This window comes from Vibrio nigripulchritudo, assembly GCF_027924785.1.
Lineage (GTDB): Bacteria > Pseudomonadota > Gammaproteobacteria > Enterobacterales > Vibrionaceae > Vibrio > Vibrio nigripulchritudo.
The window spans coordinates 3,354,279-3,370,754 of record NZ_AP027049.1 but is presented as its reverse complement, the minus strand read 5'-3'; the positions used below and the strand labels follow the sequence as shown (position 1 = coordinate 3,370,754).

Below are 16,476 nucleotides of genomic sequence, written 5' to 3'. Positions count from 1 at the left end.
GAAACAGGAAAAACGGAGATAACAAATGTTTGAACCGATGATGGAAATGTCTGACGATGCTGTAATTAAAGTCGTTGGAGTTGGTGGTGGCGGTGGTAACGCCGTCGAGCACATGGTACGTGAATCTATTGAAGGCGTGGAATTCATCAGTGTCAACACAGATGCTCAAGCACTTCGTAAAACAAGCGTCAGCAGTGTCATTCAGATTGGTGGAGACATCACTAAAGGTCTGGGTGCAGGCGCAAACCCTCAGGTTGGTCGTGAAGCGGCGTTAGAAGACAGAGACAGACTTAAAGAAATTCTCACCGGTGCCGATATGGTATTTATAGCAGCCGGTATGGGCGGTGGTACAGGTACAGGTGCAGCACCAGTAATTGCGGAAGTCGCAAAAGAGCTGGGCATTCTAACTGTAGCCGTTGTAACTAAACCGTTTGGGTTCGAAGGTAAAAAGCGTCTGGCTTTTGCCGAGCAGGGTATCGAAGAGCTTTCGAAGCATGTTGATTCTCTAATTACGATTCCAAATGAAAAGCTGCTTAAAGTACTGGGACGTGGTGTCACTTTACTTGAAGCGTTTGCAAGCGCGAATGACGTGCTTAAGAATGCTGTTCAAGGTATTGCAGAACTGATTACTCGCCCTGGCATGATTAACGTCGACTTCGCAGACGTTCGTACTGTGATGTCTGAAATGGGTCATGCAATGATGGGTAGCGGTGTTTCCAAAGGGGAAGATCGTGCGGAAGAAGCGGCAGAGACGGCAATTTCTAGCCCTCTTCTTGAAGACATTGATTTGGCGGGCGCGCGCGGTGTTCTTGTGAACATCACTGCAGGTTTGGATATGCGTCTGGACGAATTCGAAACTGTCGGTAATACTGTAAAAGCGTTTGCATCTGACAATGCGACGGTGGTTATCGGTACATCTCTGGATCCAGATATGACTGATGAAATCCGCGTAACGGTCGTTGCAACCGGAATTGGTAACGAGAAAAAGCCAGAAATTACTTTAGTAACAGGGGCTTCGAAACCACAAAACACCACGCCAGCTCAACAAGCGCCTGCTCCGGCAGCCAAAGTTGAGGAAAAAACGGCACAGCCTTTGCAAGCAAATAACTTGCCGAAAGGTGATGAGGTGAAGAGTCAGCCTGCAGCGCCAGCTAACCCTTCTACTCCTGCTCAAAGTGGTGCAAACACTGCACCTAAGCAAGAGAAAGAAAACGGTTACTTGGACATTCCAGCGTTCTTAAGACGCCAAGCTGACTGATTATTGTACGAAAATATTGATATTCGTCAGAAACGTGGTAGCATGTGCGGTCGAATTTTACGGTCGCACAGGCTGTATGCGCAGTAGGGGTAGGTAATGATCAGACAAAGAACTCTGAAAGAGATGGTGAAAACAACCGGAGTGGGATTACACTCGGGTAGAAAAGTCACACTTACTCTTCGTCCAGCTCCGGCAAACACAGGGGTTATCTATCGCAGAACGGATATGAATCCGCCTGTTGATTTCCCAGCCGATCCAGAATCCGTTCGCGACACCATGCTTTGTACCGCACTGGTTAACGACGACGGTATCCGTATCTCAACCGTTGAGCACCTAAATGCCGCACTTGCTGGTATGGGTATCGACAACGTTATCGTTGAAGTAGACGCTCCAGAGATTCCTATTATGGATGGCAGTGCGAGCCCGTTTGTTTACCTACTTCAATCAGCTGGCATCGAAACACTAAACGCTCCTAAGCGATTTATTCGTATTAAGAAGAAAATCCGCGTAGAAGATGGCGATAAGTGGGCTGAGTTGGTTCCGCATGATGGTTTCCGCATGGATTTCGAAATTGAATTCGACCACCCTGCGATTGAATCTGATGAACAGCACCTACTTTTCGACTTCTCTTCTCAGGCGTTTGTCAAAGACATTTCAAGAGCTCGTACTTTCGGTTTCATGAAAGATATTGAGTACTTGCAATCCCAAAACCTATGTTTAGGTGGTAGCTTTGACTGTGCCATCGTTTTGGATGAATACCGCATTCTCAACGAAGAAGGTCTGCGTTTCCACAACGAGTTTGTGGTGCACAAAGTACTGGATGCTATCGGTGATCTGTACATGTGCGGTCACAGCATTGTTGGTGAGTTGCGTGCTTATAAATCAGGGCATGCTCTTAATAACAAAGTCTTGCGCGCAGTGCTCGCCGATCAGGAAGCTTGGGAATGGGCAACCTTCGAAGAAGAAGTAGGCTCACCAGTTGCTTTCGGTGAACCAAATATGGTTTTGGCGTAAGCTTAAGACAGAATTAGAAAAGCCGAGCAGAAGCTCGGCTTTTTTGTGTCTTAAATTTGTATTACGACTGCTTATTTTTTTCCGCAAGCTTGGCAATATTTTCCAGCCGTTGTTTGATCTTTGGTGTTGCTGAAGGCATGTTGGCTGTTGCCTTTAGAAACTCCGCAGCCACTTCGGAAACGGGCACTTCTTGCCACTCTTCATCTTTTTCCTGATGTACTTGCCCTCTATAAAGGGCAGGGTTGATTCGAATTTCCACCCCCATCAGCTTCGCATAGCCCTTAGAGCGAAGCTGACTCAGGATGTTCAACCTGTCGTAATTCAGCTTCATCTGGACTGATGCACTGGCAGCCTCAATCACCAGATGATTATCTTTGATATTGGCGGCACGACAATGCTCCAACAAACTGGGAGCAAGAATAGTTTTGAGCACAGTATTTAAGTCATTAATTTGACGTGCGTGCTCTTGTAACTTGCTCAGCTGTTGGGACTCAAGTAAATCTTTTGTCAGGGTTGGGCGGTGATCGCGCATAGCCACCTCTTTACAACGGTTTTGTCGAGAGTGTAGAGCACAAGTCAAGGAATACCAAGCTTCTTAGAGTTACTTGGGCATACGTATCAAGGAAACTTGAGGGTTTCTTGCTCGAACACCGAATTTTTCTATACCTGTCTCAAACAATTGCTATTAGCCGTGGTTGTCAACAAGAGAATCCCTTAATATACGTGCCAAATTCGAAAATTAGGATTGGCGCTTGAATTTCCATTAAGCCGCCTCAATATTCTTACAAACATGATGTATCTCAGTATTCTTAGTTTGGAACTGGTAGAGACTGATAGTTACAAGGATAGATCGAGCACGATCTAAACAGAGAGATTCACTGAAAATGATAACTAAGCTACTGACAAAAGTGATTGGCAGCCGCAATGACCGAACTCTGCGTCGCCTGAGAAAAATAGTTAAAGAAATTAATAATTACGAGCCAGAGTTTGAAGCGCTATCCGATGAAGAACTGAAAGCGAAAACCGTCGAGTTTCGTGAGCGTCTAGAAAAAGGTGACACTCTAGACAGCCTTCTACCAGAAGCTTTTGCGACGGTTCGTGAAGCGTCTAAACGTGTTTACGGCATGCGCCATTTCGACGTTCAGTTGATTGGTGGTATGGTTCTTAACAGCGGTCAAATCGCAGAGATGCGTACTGGTGAAGGTAAAACGCTAACGGCGACCTTGCCAGCCTACCTAAACGCACTACCTGGTAAAGGTGTTCACATTGTAACGGTGAACGACTACCTAGCTTCACGTGATGCGGAAACTAACCGCCCACTATTTGAATTCCTTGGTATGACCGTTGGCGTCAACGTACCAAACATGCCTCCAATGGCGAAAAAAGAAGCTTACCAGGCAGACATCCTATACGGGACAAACAACGAATTTGGTTTCGACTACCTACGTGACAACATGGCTTTCCGTAGTGAAGACCGTGTTCAACGCGAGCGTTTCTTTGCGGTAGTCGATGAGGTGGACTCCATCCTAATCGATGAAGCGCGTACACCTCTTATTATCTCTGGTCCTGCTGAAGACAGCTCTGATCTTTACACACGAATCAACACGCTCATTCCTCACCTTGTTCGTCAGGAAAAAGAAGATACCGAAGAATACCGTGGTGATGGTCACTACACCTTGGACGAGAAATCCAAGCAGGTGCACTTAACCGAAAATGGTCAGGAGTTTGTTGAAGAACTGATGATCAAAAACGGTTTGATGGAAGAAGGTGATACGCTTTACTCACCAACAAACATCAGCTTACTTCATCATGTGAATGCCGCATTGCGTGCCCACGTATTGTTTGAGCGCAACGTTGACTACATCGTTAATGAAGACGATGAAGTTGTGATTGTTGACGAACATACTGGTCGTACTATGCCTGGGCGTCGCTGGTCTGAAGGTCTTCATCAAGCAGTTGAGGCAAAAGAAGGCGTTAAGATTCAAAACGAAAACCAGACGCTGGCTTCCATCACCTTCCAGAATTTCTTCCGTCTGTACGAAAAACTTTCGGGCATGACAGGTACAGCTGATACTGAAGCATTCGAATTCCAGTCTATTTACGGTCTGGAAACTGTGGTTATCCCAACCAACAAACCAATGATTCGTGACGACATGCCGGATGTCGTTTACCGCACCGAAACAGAGAAATTCAACGCTATCATTGAGGACATCAAAGAACGAGTCGCGAAAGGTCAGCCATCGCTGGTAGGTACGGTTTCCATCGAAAAGTCGGAATTGCTATCTAACGCTCTGAAGAAAGCCAAAATTAAGCACAACGTTCTTAACGCTAAGTTCCACGAGAAGGAAGCTGAGATTGTCGCAGAAGCGGGTACACCGGGTGCGGTTACCATTGCAACCAACATGGCTGGTCGTGGTACCGACATCGTGTTGGGTGGTAGCTGGCAGGCGAAGCTAGATAAACTGGACAACCCATCTCAAGAGCAGATTGAGCAAATCAAAGCGGACTGGAAAGAAGTTCACGACAAAGTGCTTGAAGCGGGTGGTCTGCATATCATTGGTACAGAGCGTCATGAATCTCGTCGTATCGATAACCAGTTGCGTGGTCGTTCTGGTCGTCAGGGTGATGCCGGTTCTTCTCGTTTCTACCTGTCGATGGAAGATTCTCTACTGCGTATCTTTACTTCTGATCGTATGGCCAGCCTTATCCAAAGTGGTATGGAAGAAGGTGAAGCGATCGAAAGTAAGATGTTGTCTCGCTCAATCGAAAAAGCACAGCGTAAAGTGGAAGGTCGTAACTTTGACATCCGTAAACAGCTTCTTGAGTTTGATGACGTTGCCAATGATCAGCGTAAAGTAGTGTACGAACTGCGTGATGAACTGATGAACGTTGATGACATCAGTGACATGATCGAACAAAACCGTGAGGACGTGTTCGATAGCGTGATCAACGAATACATTCCACCGCAATCTCTGGAAGATATGTGGGATGTTAAAGGTCTTGAAGATCGTCTGAAAGCAGACTTCGATTTGGAAATGCCAATTCAAAGCTGGTTGGACGAAGACGACAAACTGTACGAAGAAGCGCTGCGTGAGAAGATCCTTGCGACAGCAGTTGAAGTATACAAAGAGAAAGAAGGCGTGGTGGGTGAGAACATTCTTCGCAACTTCGAAAAATCTGTGATGCTTCAAACTCTGGATACGCTTTGGAAAGAGCACCTGGCGGCAATGGATCACTTGCGTCAGGGTATTCACCTTCGTGGCTACGCTCAGAAGAACCCGAAACAAGAGTACAAGCGTGAATCGTTTGAGTTGTTTGAAGGTTTACTGGATTCTCTGAAATTCGACGTGATTACCGTATTAAGTAAAGTTCGAGTTCAGCAGGAAGAAGAAGTAGAGCGTATGGAAGCTCAGCGTCGTGCTCAGGCTGAGGAAGCTGCACGTCGCGCTCAATTCCAGCATCAGCAAGCTGAAAACCAACTCGCAGATGATGAATCTTCAGAAGGTTCACAGCAGCCAGTTCAGCGTGATGAGCGTAAAGTGGGTCGAAACGAGCCATGCCCATGTGGAAGTGGTAAGAAATACAAACAGTGTCACGGTAAGATCTAATTACCGTGAACCGAGAAAGAGCCGCAATTGCGGCTCTTTTTGTATCTGCTTTCTGTATAAATAATAAACCTTGTTTAACTGTGGTAACTTTCTGCCCTTTACGTTACATTGATCACATCGTAACAAATGGAGAACTGACGCAATGGTAAAAATTGCGATTGCAGGAGCAGCAGGCCGTATGGGCCGCAATCTAGTTAAAGCTACCCACCTGAATTCTGATGCGCAGCTCGGCGCAGCCTCTGAAAGACCAGAATCTTCCTTAATTGGCGTTGATGCCGGAGAACTGTGTGGCGAAGGTCGCTTTGAAGTCGCTGTTGTCGATGACTTTGCCAAAGCGGTTGCTGACTTTGACGTAATCATTGACTTTACCGCCCCGGTAAGCACTTTAGCGAACATCGAATTGTGTAAAGCGCATGGCAAGCAAATTGTTATTGGTACGACGGGTTTTACCGATGAAGAGCGTGCTCAAATTGATGAAGCCGCGAAATCCGTTCCTATCGTCATGGCGCCAAACTACAGTGTTGGTGTCAACCTAGTATTCAAGCTGCTAGAAAAAGCCGCCAAAGTGATGGGCGACTACTGCGATGTTGAAATCGTTGAAGCGCACCATCGTCATAAGGTTGATGCGCCATCAGGTACAGCAATTGGCATGGGAGAAGCAATTGCTGGTGCCATGGGCAACCAATTAAGTGATGTCGCAGTTTATGCTCGTGAAGGTATCACAGGTGAACGAACCAAAGATGAAATTGGTTTCGCTACGATTCGTGCGGGCGATATTGTTGGTGAGCATACTGCAATGTTCGCAGACATTGGTGAACGAGTAGAGATTACTCACAAAGCCACTGATCGCATGACTTTTGCAAACGGTGCGGTCAAAGCAGCAGTATGGTTAGCAAGTAAACCTGCAGGCTTCTACACCATGACCGACGTTCTTGGTCTAAACGAGCTTTAATTAAATATTTATGCGCCAGAGCCCTCTGGCGCATTGTGTTTCTGACACAATTCTTCTCTAAATTATCTTTGCAAACCTGTCAAATTAAGCTCTATTTTTATCGCTATTTAAGGCTTTCCGTACAAATTCCAATCTTAATGACTTAAAAATACATTTAACTGTACTGTGATGAACGTTTGCGTTTTACAACTTATGGTTTTTACGTGGTTTCTGCAAAAATGACGGTAAAATTCATGAATAGTGTGTGTTTTGAGCCGACTTACAGGTAGATAAGTTACATTTATATGGCTTTAACAGCGATTAATGTGTTTTAGCAGACAAATGATAAATTTCTTTTACTGAGAATGTTGACACAAATCACAGTGATCACTAGAATACCGCCAATTTGTCTGAATTCCCTGAAAACGCGTTTTTATCGCGAATACATGGTAGAATTTGCAATTAAATACACTAATTATGCATTTTTATTCTGGAGGTTGCCTTGAGTAAGTCAGCACTGTTAGTCCTAGAAGACGGGACTGTGTTCCATGGACAATCCATTGGAGCAGATGGCTCAGCTGTTGGTGAAGTCGTTTTTAACACCTCGATGACGGGGTACCAAGAAATCCTCACCGATCCTTCCTATTCTCAACAAATCGTTACTCTTACTTATCCTCACATTGGCAATACCGGAACAAACTCCGAAGACGAAGAATCCTCTTCAATCCACGCACAAGGCCTTGTGATTCGCGATCTCCCTCTTATCGCTTCTAATTTCCGCAACGAACAGTCTCTTTCTGATTACCTTAAGTCTCAAAACATCGTTGGCATCGCCGACATCGATACACGTAAGCTGACACGTCTACTTCGTGAGAAGGGCGCTCAGAACGGTTGTATTGTTGCTGGCAACAACCTTGATGAAGCTTTGGCTCTGGCAAAAGCAAAAGAATTCCCAGGCTTGAAAGGAATGGACCTTGCGAAAGAAGTTACTACAAAAGAAGCGTATCAATGGAAACAAGGCTCGTGGACGCTCGAGAGTGGTCTTCCAGAAGCGAAAGACGACAGTGAATTGCCATACCACGTTGTCGCTTACGACTTCGGTGCAAAACGCAACATCCTGCGCATGCTTGTTGACCGAGGCTGCCGCCTAACGGTTGTACCTGCTGAAACTTCTGCAGAAGAAGTTCTGGCACTTAACCCAGATGGCGTTTTCCTGTCTAACGGTCCTGGTGACCCAGAGCCATGTACTTACGCTATCGAGGCGACCAAAGTGTTCCTTGAAAAGGGGCTTCCAATCTTCGGTATCTGTCTTGGACACCAGATCCTGGCACTGGCATCTGGCGCTCAGACAGTGAAGATGAAGTTTGGTCACCACGGTGCTAACCACCCAGTAAAAGATCTTGACCGTAACGTTGTGATGATTACCTCTCAGAACCACGGTTTTGCTGCGGATGAAGAGACATTGCCTGAGAACCTGCGTGCTACGCACAAGTCTCTGTTTGACGGTTCTTTGCAAGGCATTCACCGTACCGATAAGCCAGCGTTCAGCTTCCAGGGTCACCCAGAAGCAAGCCCAGGTCCACACGACGCTGCGCCGCTATTTGACCACTTCATCGACCTTATTAAACAGCACTCAGCGTAATTTGGAGTAGAGAGAAAATGCCAAAACGTACTGACTTACAAAGTATTCTAATTCTGGGCGCTGGTCCTATTGTTATCGGTCAAGCGTGTGAGTTTGACTATTCTGGTGCTCAAGCGTGTAAAGCACTTCGCGAAGAAGGCTACCGCGTCATTCTGGTGAACTCTAACCCAGCCACCATCATGACCGACCCAGAAATGGCAGATGCGACTTACATCGAGCCAATCCAATGGGAAGTGGTTCGTAAAATCATTGAAAAAGAGCGCCCGGATGCGGTTCTACCGACAATGGGTGGTCAGACTGCACTGAACTGTGCACTGGATCTTGAGAAGCACGGTGTGCTTGCTGAGTTTGGTGTAGAGATGATCGGTGCGACAGCTGACGCTATCGATAAAGCAGAAGACCGCTCTCGTTTCGATAAGGCAATGAAGTCTATCGGTCTTGAGTGTCCACGCGCCGACACTGCAAAAACCATGGAAGAGGCTTACAAAGTACTCGATATGGTTGGCTTCCCTTGTATTATCCGCCCTTCATTCACCATGGGTGGTACAGGCGGCGGTATCGCATACAACAAAGAAGAATTCGAAGAAATCTGTCGTCGTGGTCTGGACCTGTCTCCAACCAACGAACTTCTGATTGACGAATCTCTGATCGGTTGGAAAGAGTACGAGATGGAAGTGGTTCGTGACAAAGCGGACAACTGTATCATCGTATGTTCAATCGAAAACTTCGACCCAATGGGTATTCACACCGGTGACTCAATTACTGTCGCACCAGCACAAACGCTGACGGACAAAGAATACCAGCTAATGCGTAACGCTTCTCTGGCGGTACTGCGTGAAATCGGTGTTGAAACGGGTGGTTCAAACGTACAGTTTGGTATTAACCCGAAAGATGGTCGTATGGTTATCATCGAGATGAACCCACGTGTATCTCGTTCATCTGCTCTTGCATCGAAGGCAACAGGTTTCCCAATCGCGAAGATTGCAGCGAAACTGGCGGTTGGCTTCACTCTTGATGAGCTTCAGAACGACATCACTGGTGGTGCGACACCTGCATCTTTCGAACCAACCATCGACTACGTAGTGACTAAGATTCCTCGCTTTAACTTTGAGAAATTTGCTGGTGCTAACGACCGTCTGACGACTCAGATGAAGTCTGTGGGCGAGGTGATGGCGATTGGTCGTAACCAACAAGAATCACTGCAAAAAGCATTGCGCGGTCTGGAAGTTGGCGTGAACGGTTTTGATGAAATGGTGGATCTGGACTCTCCTGATGCACTATCTAAAATCCGCCACGAGCTTAAAGAAGCGGGCGCTGAGCGTATCTGGTATGTGGCTGACGCATTCCGTGCTGGCCTGTCTGTTGATGGCGTATTCAACCTGACTCAAATTGACCGTTGGTTCCTGGTTCAAATCGAAGAGCTAGTTAACCTAGAAAACGAAGTGAAAGCTGGTGGCTTTGCAGGTCTGACTCAAGAAGTCCTAAGCAAGATGAAGCGCAAAGGCTTCTCTGACGCTCGCCTGTCTACTTTACTGGGTGTTTCTGAAAGCGAAATTCGTCGTCTGCGTGACCAGTATGATATCCACCCTGTTTACAAGCGTGTGGATACCTGTGCAGCGGAATTCTCTTCTGATACAGCTTACATGTACTCCTCATACGATGACGAGTGTGAAGCGCAGCCAACAGATAAAGACAAAATCATGGTATTGGGCGGTGGTCCAAACCGTATCGGTCAAGGTATCGAGTTCGACTACTGCTGTGTGCACGCATCACTAGCACTGCGTGAAGACGGTTACGAGACCATCATGGTTAACTGTAACCCAGAGACAGTTTCTACAGACTACGACACATCAGACCGTCTGTACTTCGAACCCGTTACTCTTGAAGATGTACTTTCTATCGTTCGCGTTGAGAAGCCAAAAGGCGTTATCGTGCAGTACGGTGGTCAGACTCCTCTGAAACTGGCTCGTGCTCTTGAAGCAGCAGGTGTGCCAATCATCGGTACTAGCCCTGACGCAATCGACCGCGCAGAAGACCGTGAGCGTTTCCAGGCAGCAGTTGACCGCCTAGGTTTGCTACAACCAGAAAATGCAACAGTAACTACGATTGACCAAGCGGTTGAGAAATCAAAAGAAATCGGTTTCCCACTGGTTGTACGTCCTTCTTACGTATTGGGTGGTCGTGCGATGGAAATCGTATACGACGAGCAAGACCTGCGCCGTTACTTCAACGAAGCTGTGAGCGTATCTAACGAATCCCCAGTACTTCTGGACCGCTTCCTAGATGACGCAACAGAAGTTGACATCGATGCTATCTGTGACGGTGAACGCGTCGTTATCGGCGGTATCATGGAGCACATCGAGCAAGCGGGTGTTCACTCTGGTGACTCAGCATGTTCGCTTCCTGCTTACACGCTAAGTCAGGAAATCCAGGACAAGATGCGTGAGCAAGTTGAAAAGCTGGCGTTCGAACTGGGTGTACGTGGTCTGATGAACACGCAGTTTGCGGTTAAAGACAACGAAGTTTACCTAATCGAAGTGAACCCACGTGCTGCACGTACTGTACCATTCGTATCGAAAGCGACGGGTGCACCGCTAGCGAAAATCGCTGCACGTGTTATGGCAGGTCAGTCTCTTGAGTCACAAGGCTTTACCAAAGAGATCATTCCACCATACTACTCAGTGAAAGAAGTGGTTCTGCCATTCAACAAGTTCCCGGGCGTTGACCCACTGCTTGGTCCTGAAATGCGCTCAACTGGTGAAGTTATGGGTGTAGGTGCAACATTCGCAGAAGCTTATTCTAAAGCGGAGCTAGGCTGTGGCAATGTTTACCCAGAAGGTGGACGTGCACTTCTGTCTGTTCGTGAAGGCGACAAGCAACGCGTTGTAGACCTAGCGTCTAAGCTGACTAAGCTAGGTTACCAACTGGACGCGACTCACGGTACAGCGGTTATCCTTGGTGAAGCGGGCATCAACCCACGCCTGGTAAACAAGGTACATGAAGGTCGTCCGCACATTCTTGACCGCATTAAGAACAACGAATACACCTACATCGTCAACACGGCAGCTGGTCGTCAGGCGATTGAAGATTCGAAGGTTCTGCGTCGTGGTGCTCTGGCAGAGAAAGTGAACTACACAACAACGCTAAACGCAGCGTTTGCAACTTGTATGGCTCACACTGCAGATGCGAAAACCAACGTTACTTCGGTTCAAGAACTACACGCGAAAGTAAAAGAAAGCCTAGCTTAAATTTTACCTTCTAGAATACGAAAGCCCGCTCAATGAGCGGGCTTTTTGTTTACATGCTTGAAGCCACTTGCGCTGCTAACTTGGCGTTATTCAGGACAAGCTGGATGTTGGAAGCGAGGCTGTTGCCAGCGGTATTTTCCGCGACTTTAGCCAGTAGGAAAGGCGTGGATTCTTTGCCTTTGATGCCCTTGCTGTCCATTTCTTCGATGGCGTGAGCAATCACTTCATCGATTTCAGCTTTGTTCATCGCGTACTGCTCGGGAATTGGGTTGGCGATGACGGCACCTCCATTTAACCCGAGATCCCATTTGGCTTTAAGGGCAATGGCGATTTGTTCTGGGGTCTCTAAGGTGTAGTCGACGCCGAACTCACTTTCGCGGGTGTAAAATGCAGGAAGTGTGTCGGTTTGATAGCCAATAACAGGAACACCATGGGTTTCAAGGTATTCCAAAGTTAAGCCAATATCGAGAATAGACTTCGCGCCAGCACACACTACGGCAACATTTGTGTTAGCAAGCTCCTGAAGGTCGGCTGACACATCGAAACTGGTTTCAGCACCACGGTGAACACCGCCAATGCCACCAGTTGCGAACACTTTGATACCTGCCATTGCTGCCAAAATCATGGTTGAGGCGACCGTGGTAGCGCCATCTGCTTTTTTAGCCACGATGAACGGAATGTCTCGGCGACTGGTTTTAATCACATCTTGTCCGGCTTTGCCTAAGTACTCGATTTCTTCATGGCTCATGCCCACTTTCAGGCGACCTTGCAAAATCGCAATAGTCGCTGGAATCGCGCCATTATCCCTTACGGTCTGTTCAACTTTCAGTGCCGTTTCGACGTTTTGCGGGTAAGGCATACCATGAGAAATGATGGTGGACTCTAAAGCCACCACAGGCTTACCAGATTCGATTGCGTCAGCAACTTCAGGAGCAATATCCAAATACTGAGTTAACATTTCGTCTCCTTTAACATTCAGCTTCATTCAAAACGCGCTTAACGGCATTTTCTGAGAAATTAGGGTTGATGGTGGCAACATCCGACAAGGCAACGCTAGCGGCTGCCATCGCAAATTCGCTGCTTCGCTCGACCGACCATTTGTTAATGTAGCTATGGACTAAGCCCGCTAAGAAAGCATCACCTGCACCATTGGCATTTTTAATGTCTGTACTAACAGTTGGAAAGTGCTGTGAGCCTCGAGCGTCTTTGTAAAAGACTCCTTCCTCTCCAAGACTCAAAAAGATGCGCTGCGTGCCCTGATTCAAAAACCAATCGGCAATTGTTTCGAGGTCATCGGCGTCGTGGTGCGGCAGATCCGAAAGGGATTGCGCTTCCTTGATATTGGGCTTAAGGGTATGGATATGTGAAAGATAAGGTTTGATTTTGATTGCTTTGGTGCTGGAAACCGTATCCACAAAAATCGGCTTATCCGCAAACTGGCTAAAGATGTATTCCAATACCGACTCGCTCAAGTTGGTGTCCACGACGATCACTTCCGCACGCTTTAGCACTTCAATATGCGGTTCCAGAGATTCGATGGTCAGCTTATCCAGAATCGACATATCCGATACAGCAACCTGCATGTCGCCATCTTCGTTCAGCAGTGAAAGATAAGTGGAAGTAGTACCATCGGAGAGCTTCATGACCGGAGACACATCGACGCCAGCCTGACGAGTTTTATCAATGATGAGTTGACCGTAGGTGTCGTTTCCTACTACGGAAATGAGCCGGACCTCTGTGCCTAATCGGGCAATGTTTTCAGCAATGTTTCTGCCTACACCACCTGGTGAGCATGAGACCACGCCAGGGTTGGAGTCCCCTTGGTGCATGGCTTGCTGTGGCTGACCTAAAATATCCATGTTGGCACCGCCAATCACGACGGCATATTGAGACTCTGACAAAATGTACCCCTTCCCTAGGATGATGCCTTTGTTGGTCATATTCATGATATGACCCGCAACAGCACTTCGGCTGATCCCGAGTTTATCCGCGATATCCTGCTGCGGGATCATGGGATCTTGCTTAATCAGTTGAAAAATTTGTTGTTCGCGTTCTGTCATATAAAAAAACCTAACAAAAGTTTGTTTGTCGAACTTTTGTTAGGTTGGTGTTTGAGCGAAAAAACGTCAATGATTTTGGTGAAGTGATTGTATGTTATGTGAGCGATAGCACCTATTAGGTTATCTTTACGACATAGCTTTCACCGTCTTCGCTGGGTACAAAATCAACGAAATGATGAATGCTTTCTATGGCGTCTTCTTCGTAATGAGAGACAAAAAGAAGCTGACTAAGGTTATGTTTTGCAATCAGTTCTAACGAATTCATTACTAAGCGTCTTCCCAGGAAATCCAAACCCTGATAAGGCTCATCGAGAATGAGAAGAGCGGGGCGCTTGATTAACGCTCTGGCAATCAACAGCAAGCGTTGTTGCCCGTATTCGAGTTCACGGAAAGGGTGATTGGCAATGTCACTCATGTGGAAAATGGCGAGCCACTCTTGTGCCATTTGAATTTGCGTTTTACTCGGTGCTTCATAAAGACCAATGGAGTCATAAAAGCCAGACAAAACCACTTCGATGGCTTTGCAACTGACCCGATATTGCAAGTGCAGCGCGGACGACACCATACCGATGTGTTTTTTGATATCCCAAACCGTCTCACCATTGCCACGCTTCATATCAAACAGTCGGATATCGTTGCTGTAACATTGTGGATGGTCACCAAAGATAAGCCCCAGCAAAGTACTCTTTCCACACCCGTTAGGACCTCGGATCTGCCAATGCTGGTTGTGCCTGATTTGCCAGTTTACGCCAGAGAAGATTTTCTGATCCGTATACTCAACCTTGCCATCGGTCAGCTCCACCAGAGGGTCAGAAAACTCTGTCTGATGTTGGTACTTGTTATACAGCGCAAGCACCTGCTCACTTTGCTTCTGGGTCTGCGCATTGATCTGATTGATGATGGGGTGTTGCCGCCATTCCGATTTAGTCAGTGTTTGCGTGAGTTTGCCATTATCAAAAAGGGCTATGTGCTCTATCCATTCGGGTAGCTCGTTTTCACGTGAGACCAGAATGAGTAATTGCATTTGTGCACTCAACGCTTCAAGAAAGGGAGCCAGAGCTGTGCGGTGGGCAATGTCTAACCCTGTATAGGGCTCGTCGAGAATCAAAAGGTCTGGTTTTTCCAGCACGGCTCTCGCCAGCATTAGCCTACGGGTTTCTCCTGTTGAAAGCAGACGAAAACCACGATCCAGCAGATGCTCCAGATCGAGTTGCTGGATGAGTTTTTCCACGTCTTCCTGATTGTTTTCATCGGTGAGAAGCAACTCGCGCACGGTTGAGCCATTGTCGAATCTGTCCATAAAGTCGGTGTCATCATCGGCAAGTTCTTGTTCCAGAAGAGCTTGCTGCTGACTGAGAGACACGTAAGCGATGCGAAGATCGGTGGCTTCACACTGCCCGCTTTTCAATTCAATGGATTGTGAAAGCACATGATAAAGCTGCTCTCCGATGTCGCCTTTGGCGCAAAATATCCCCCAATTCTGATTCTCTGGGATTGTCCAGTTAGATATGGAAAGCGGGTGAGAACGGGTCTGGGTAACAACATCGGTGAATACAATGGGCATACGGCTTCCTTGCGTAACGTCTAATAACTGACTGCTTCTTTACAGAGTAAAAAAGCAGCAGGGAAAAGTAAATTAGACTTGGGTCGTGCCATGAGGTGCTAATTGGCATTGGGGATTTCGAGAATAGCAACAGGGGTTCCCACATCGAGTTTTCCAGATATCTCTTCAGGTTTACCAGTTTCCTGATTCAACCTCATGCTGACAATTTGATTTGTGTATTGATTGCCTATCAGCATCCATTGACCATCCTGGGTTAAGGTGAAATCTCTTGGGCATTCACCACCCGTTGCAAAATCGCCTTCCCGGTTGGGTAACTGGGTTTGGGCATCAATGGTGAAGTGAGCGATGCGAGATTGTCGCCTTCCAGACACGTACAGGTGCCGTCCGTTAGGAGAAAGCCGAATGGCAGAAACCGATCCTTCGATCTCTTTATCGCAATCAAAAGCCTGGATTTGAGAATGAAAACGCCAACCAAGATCTTCACGGGTAAGTACCAGCAAACTTTCATCCAGTTCGCAACAGACATAGGCGAATCGCTCATCCGGGCTGATGACCATATGCCTTGGTCCGCAGCCAGAGGGGACGTCGCAATATGCGCTATTAAGAATTTTGCCCGAATCGTCCAGTTCGTAACTCCAGATTTTATCCGCGCCTAAATCAGTAGAGTGCAGATGAAAACCGCCATTTGTGAAGGCGGAATAGTGGGCATGAGGACCTTCCTGACGGTTGGTATTCGGTCCGGTGCCCTGATGCTCCAGATGACGAATGAGTTGAGCACCTCCCTGTTCGTTAAATTGAAACAGAGAAACTTCTCCCGTCCAGTATTGAGCGGTGGTAATAAAATTCGGATTTTCATGCAAAGCGATATGACAAGGCAGTTCACCCTGAACATTCCAAACCGTGTGGGTTTCATCTGAGTGCAGGTGAATCATCGCCGGGTTCTTATGCTGAAACACCTCGCGAACTGTGTAGAGGTTTTTCCCGTCAGAGGAGATAGCAAGTGCGGTGGGGTTATCGCACTTCAAATGCAAATGCGCCTGACCAAATTGTCCGGTTTCCGGGTCAAAGCTGACTTTGTATATGCCTTTCCCGTTGGTGATGACCCCTTCAAGATGACTTGAATAACTGCCGATATAGAGTTCCATTTCTAC

Annotated in this window: 11 protein-coding genes; 6 read left to right on the top strand and 5 right to left on the bottom strand. The window is 47.1% G+C overall.

Annotation, left to right across the window (positions count from 1 at the left end):
- Nucleotides 1–25: 25 nt before the first annotated feature.
- Entirely contained in the window at nucleotides 26–1,258 is a 1,233-nt protein-coding gene (gene ftsZ, locus QMG91_RS15315) for a cell division protein FtsZ (protein WP_022549614.1), read from the top strand.
- Between the two features lie 96 nt (nucleotides 1,259–1,354).
- Nucleotides 1,355–2,272 carry a UDP-3-O-acyl-N-acetylglucosamine deacetylase gene (lpxC, locus tag QMG91_RS15310; protein WP_022549615.1) on the top strand — a complete coding sequence of 306 codons (918 nt, stop codon included), beginning with the start codon at nucleotides 1,355–1,357 and terminating at the stop codon, nucleotides 2,270–2,272.
- A gap of 61 nt (nucleotides 2,273–2,333) precedes the next feature.
- Here the strand turns inward: lpxC and QMG91_RS15305 are convergent, their stop codons facing one another.
- Entirely contained in the window at nucleotides 2,334–2,804 is a 471-nt protein-coding gene (locus QMG91_RS15305; protein WP_022603995.1) for a DUF721 domain-containing protein, read from the bottom strand.
- A gap of 352 nt (nucleotides 2,805–3,156) precedes the next feature.
- Here QMG91_RS15305 and secA point away from each other — a divergent pair, with 352 nt between their 5' ends.
- The 4 genes from secA to carB all read left to right on the top strand — a co-directional run bounded on the left by secA (nucleotide 3,157) and on the right by carB (nucleotide 11,701).
- A complete protein-coding gene (gene secA / locus QMG91_RS15300; protein WP_004397759.1) occupies nucleotides 3,157–5,880 on the top strand; it encodes a preprotein translocase subunit SecA in 2,724 nt (907 codons plus the stop codon).
- Between the two features lie 142 nt (nucleotides 5,881–6,022).
- A complete protein-coding gene (gene dapB, locus QMG91_RS15295; RefSeq protein ID WP_022549617.1) occupies nucleotides 6,023–6,832 on the top strand; it encodes a 4-hydroxy-tetrahydrodipicolinate reductase in 810 nt (269 codons plus the stop codon).
- A 481-nt stretch (nucleotides 6,833–7,313) separates the two neighbouring features.
- The gene (gene carA / locus QMG91_RS15290; protein WP_004397763.1) at nucleotides 7,314–8,453 is read left to right on the top strand and encodes a glutamine-hydrolyzing carbamoyl-phosphate synthase small subunit; all 1,140 of its coding nucleotides are present in this window, start codon (nucleotides 7,314–7,316) and stop codon (nucleotides 8,451–8,453) included.
- A gap of 17 nt (nucleotides 8,454–8,470) precedes the next feature.
- Complete coding sequence (carB, locus tag QMG91_RS15285) at nucleotides 8,471–11,701, top strand: carbamoyl-phosphate synthase large subunit (RefSeq protein ID WP_004397766.1); 3,231 nt, start codon at nucleotides 8,471–8,473, stop codon at nucleotides 11,699–11,701.
- Between the two features lie 49 nt (nucleotides 11,702–11,750).
- Here the strand turns inward: carB and QMG91_RS15280 are convergent, their stop codons facing one another.
- The 4 genes from QMG91_RS15280 to QMG91_RS15265 form a co-directional block, all read right to left on the bottom strand.
- Complete coding sequence (locus QMG91_RS15280; protein WP_281827527.1) at nucleotides 11,751–12,659, bottom strand: pseudouridine-5'-phosphate glycosidase; 909 nt, start codon at nucleotides 12,657–12,659, stop codon at nucleotides 11,751–11,753.
- 10 nt (nucleotides 12,660–12,669) lie between these two features.
- Complete coding sequence (locus QMG91_RS15275) at nucleotides 12,670–13,761, bottom strand: PfkB family carbohydrate kinase (RefSeq protein WP_281827525.1); 1,092 nt, start codon at nucleotides 13,759–13,761, stop codon at nucleotides 12,670–12,672.
- A gap of 115 nt (nucleotides 13,762–13,876) precedes the next feature.
- Nucleotides 13,877–15,325 (bottom strand): molybdate ABC transporter ATP-binding protein ModF, encoded by a 1,449-nt coding sequence (modF, locus tag QMG91_RS15270; RefSeq protein ID WP_281827523.1) that lies wholly within the window; start codon nucleotides 15,323–15,325, stop codon nucleotides 13,877–13,879.
- A 98-nt stretch (nucleotides 15,326–15,423) separates the two neighbouring features.
- Nucleotides 15,424–16,470 carry a lactonase family protein gene (locus QMG91_RS15265; RefSeq protein WP_281827522.1) on the bottom strand — a complete coding sequence of 349 codons (1,047 nt, stop codon included), beginning with the start codon at nucleotides 16,468–16,470 and terminating at the stop codon, nucleotides 15,424–15,426.
- Nucleotides 16,471–16,476: the final 6 nt, after the last annotated feature.

Excerpts from the sequence above, each read along its gene's own strand:
- QMG91_RS15280 (WP_281827527.1), bottom strand. The coding sequence starts at position 12,659 with ATGTTAACTCAGTATTTGGATATTGCTCCTGAAGTTGCTGACGCAATC.
- QMG91_RS15265 (WP_281827522.1), bottom strand. The coding sequence starts at position 16,470 with ATGGAACTCTATATCGGCAGTTATTCAAGTCATCTTGAAGGGGTCATC.
- QMG91_RS15275 (WP_281827525.1), bottom strand. The coding sequence starts at position 13,761 with ATGACAGAACGCGAACAACAAATTTTTCAACTGATTAAGCAAGATCCC.
- lpxC (WP_022549615.1), top strand. The coding sequence starts at position 1,355 with ATGATCAGACAAAGAACTCTGAAAGAGATGGTGAAAACAACCGGAGTG.
- carB (WP_004397766.1), top strand. The coding sequence starts at position 8,471 with ATGCCAAAACGTACTGACTTACAAAGTATTCTAATTCTGGGCGCTGGT.
- modF (WP_281827523.1), bottom strand. The coding sequence starts at position 15,325 with ATGCCCATTGTATTCACCGATGTTGTTACCCAGACCCGTTCTCACCCG.
- QMG91_RS15305 (WP_022603995.1), bottom strand. The coding sequence starts at position 2,804 with ATGCGCGATCACCGCCCAACCCTGACAAAAGATTTACTTGAGTCCCAA.
- secA (WP_004397759.1), top strand. The coding sequence starts at position 3,157 with ATGATAACTAAGCTACTGACAAAAGTGATTGGCAGCCGCAATGACCGA.
- dapB (WP_022549617.1), top strand. The coding sequence starts at position 6,023 with ATGGTAAAAATTGCGATTGCAGGAGCAGCAGGCCGTATGGGCCGCAAT.
- ftsZ (WP_022549614.1), top strand. The coding sequence starts at position 26 with ATGTTTGAACCGATGATGGAAATGTCTGACGATGCTGTAATTAAAGTC.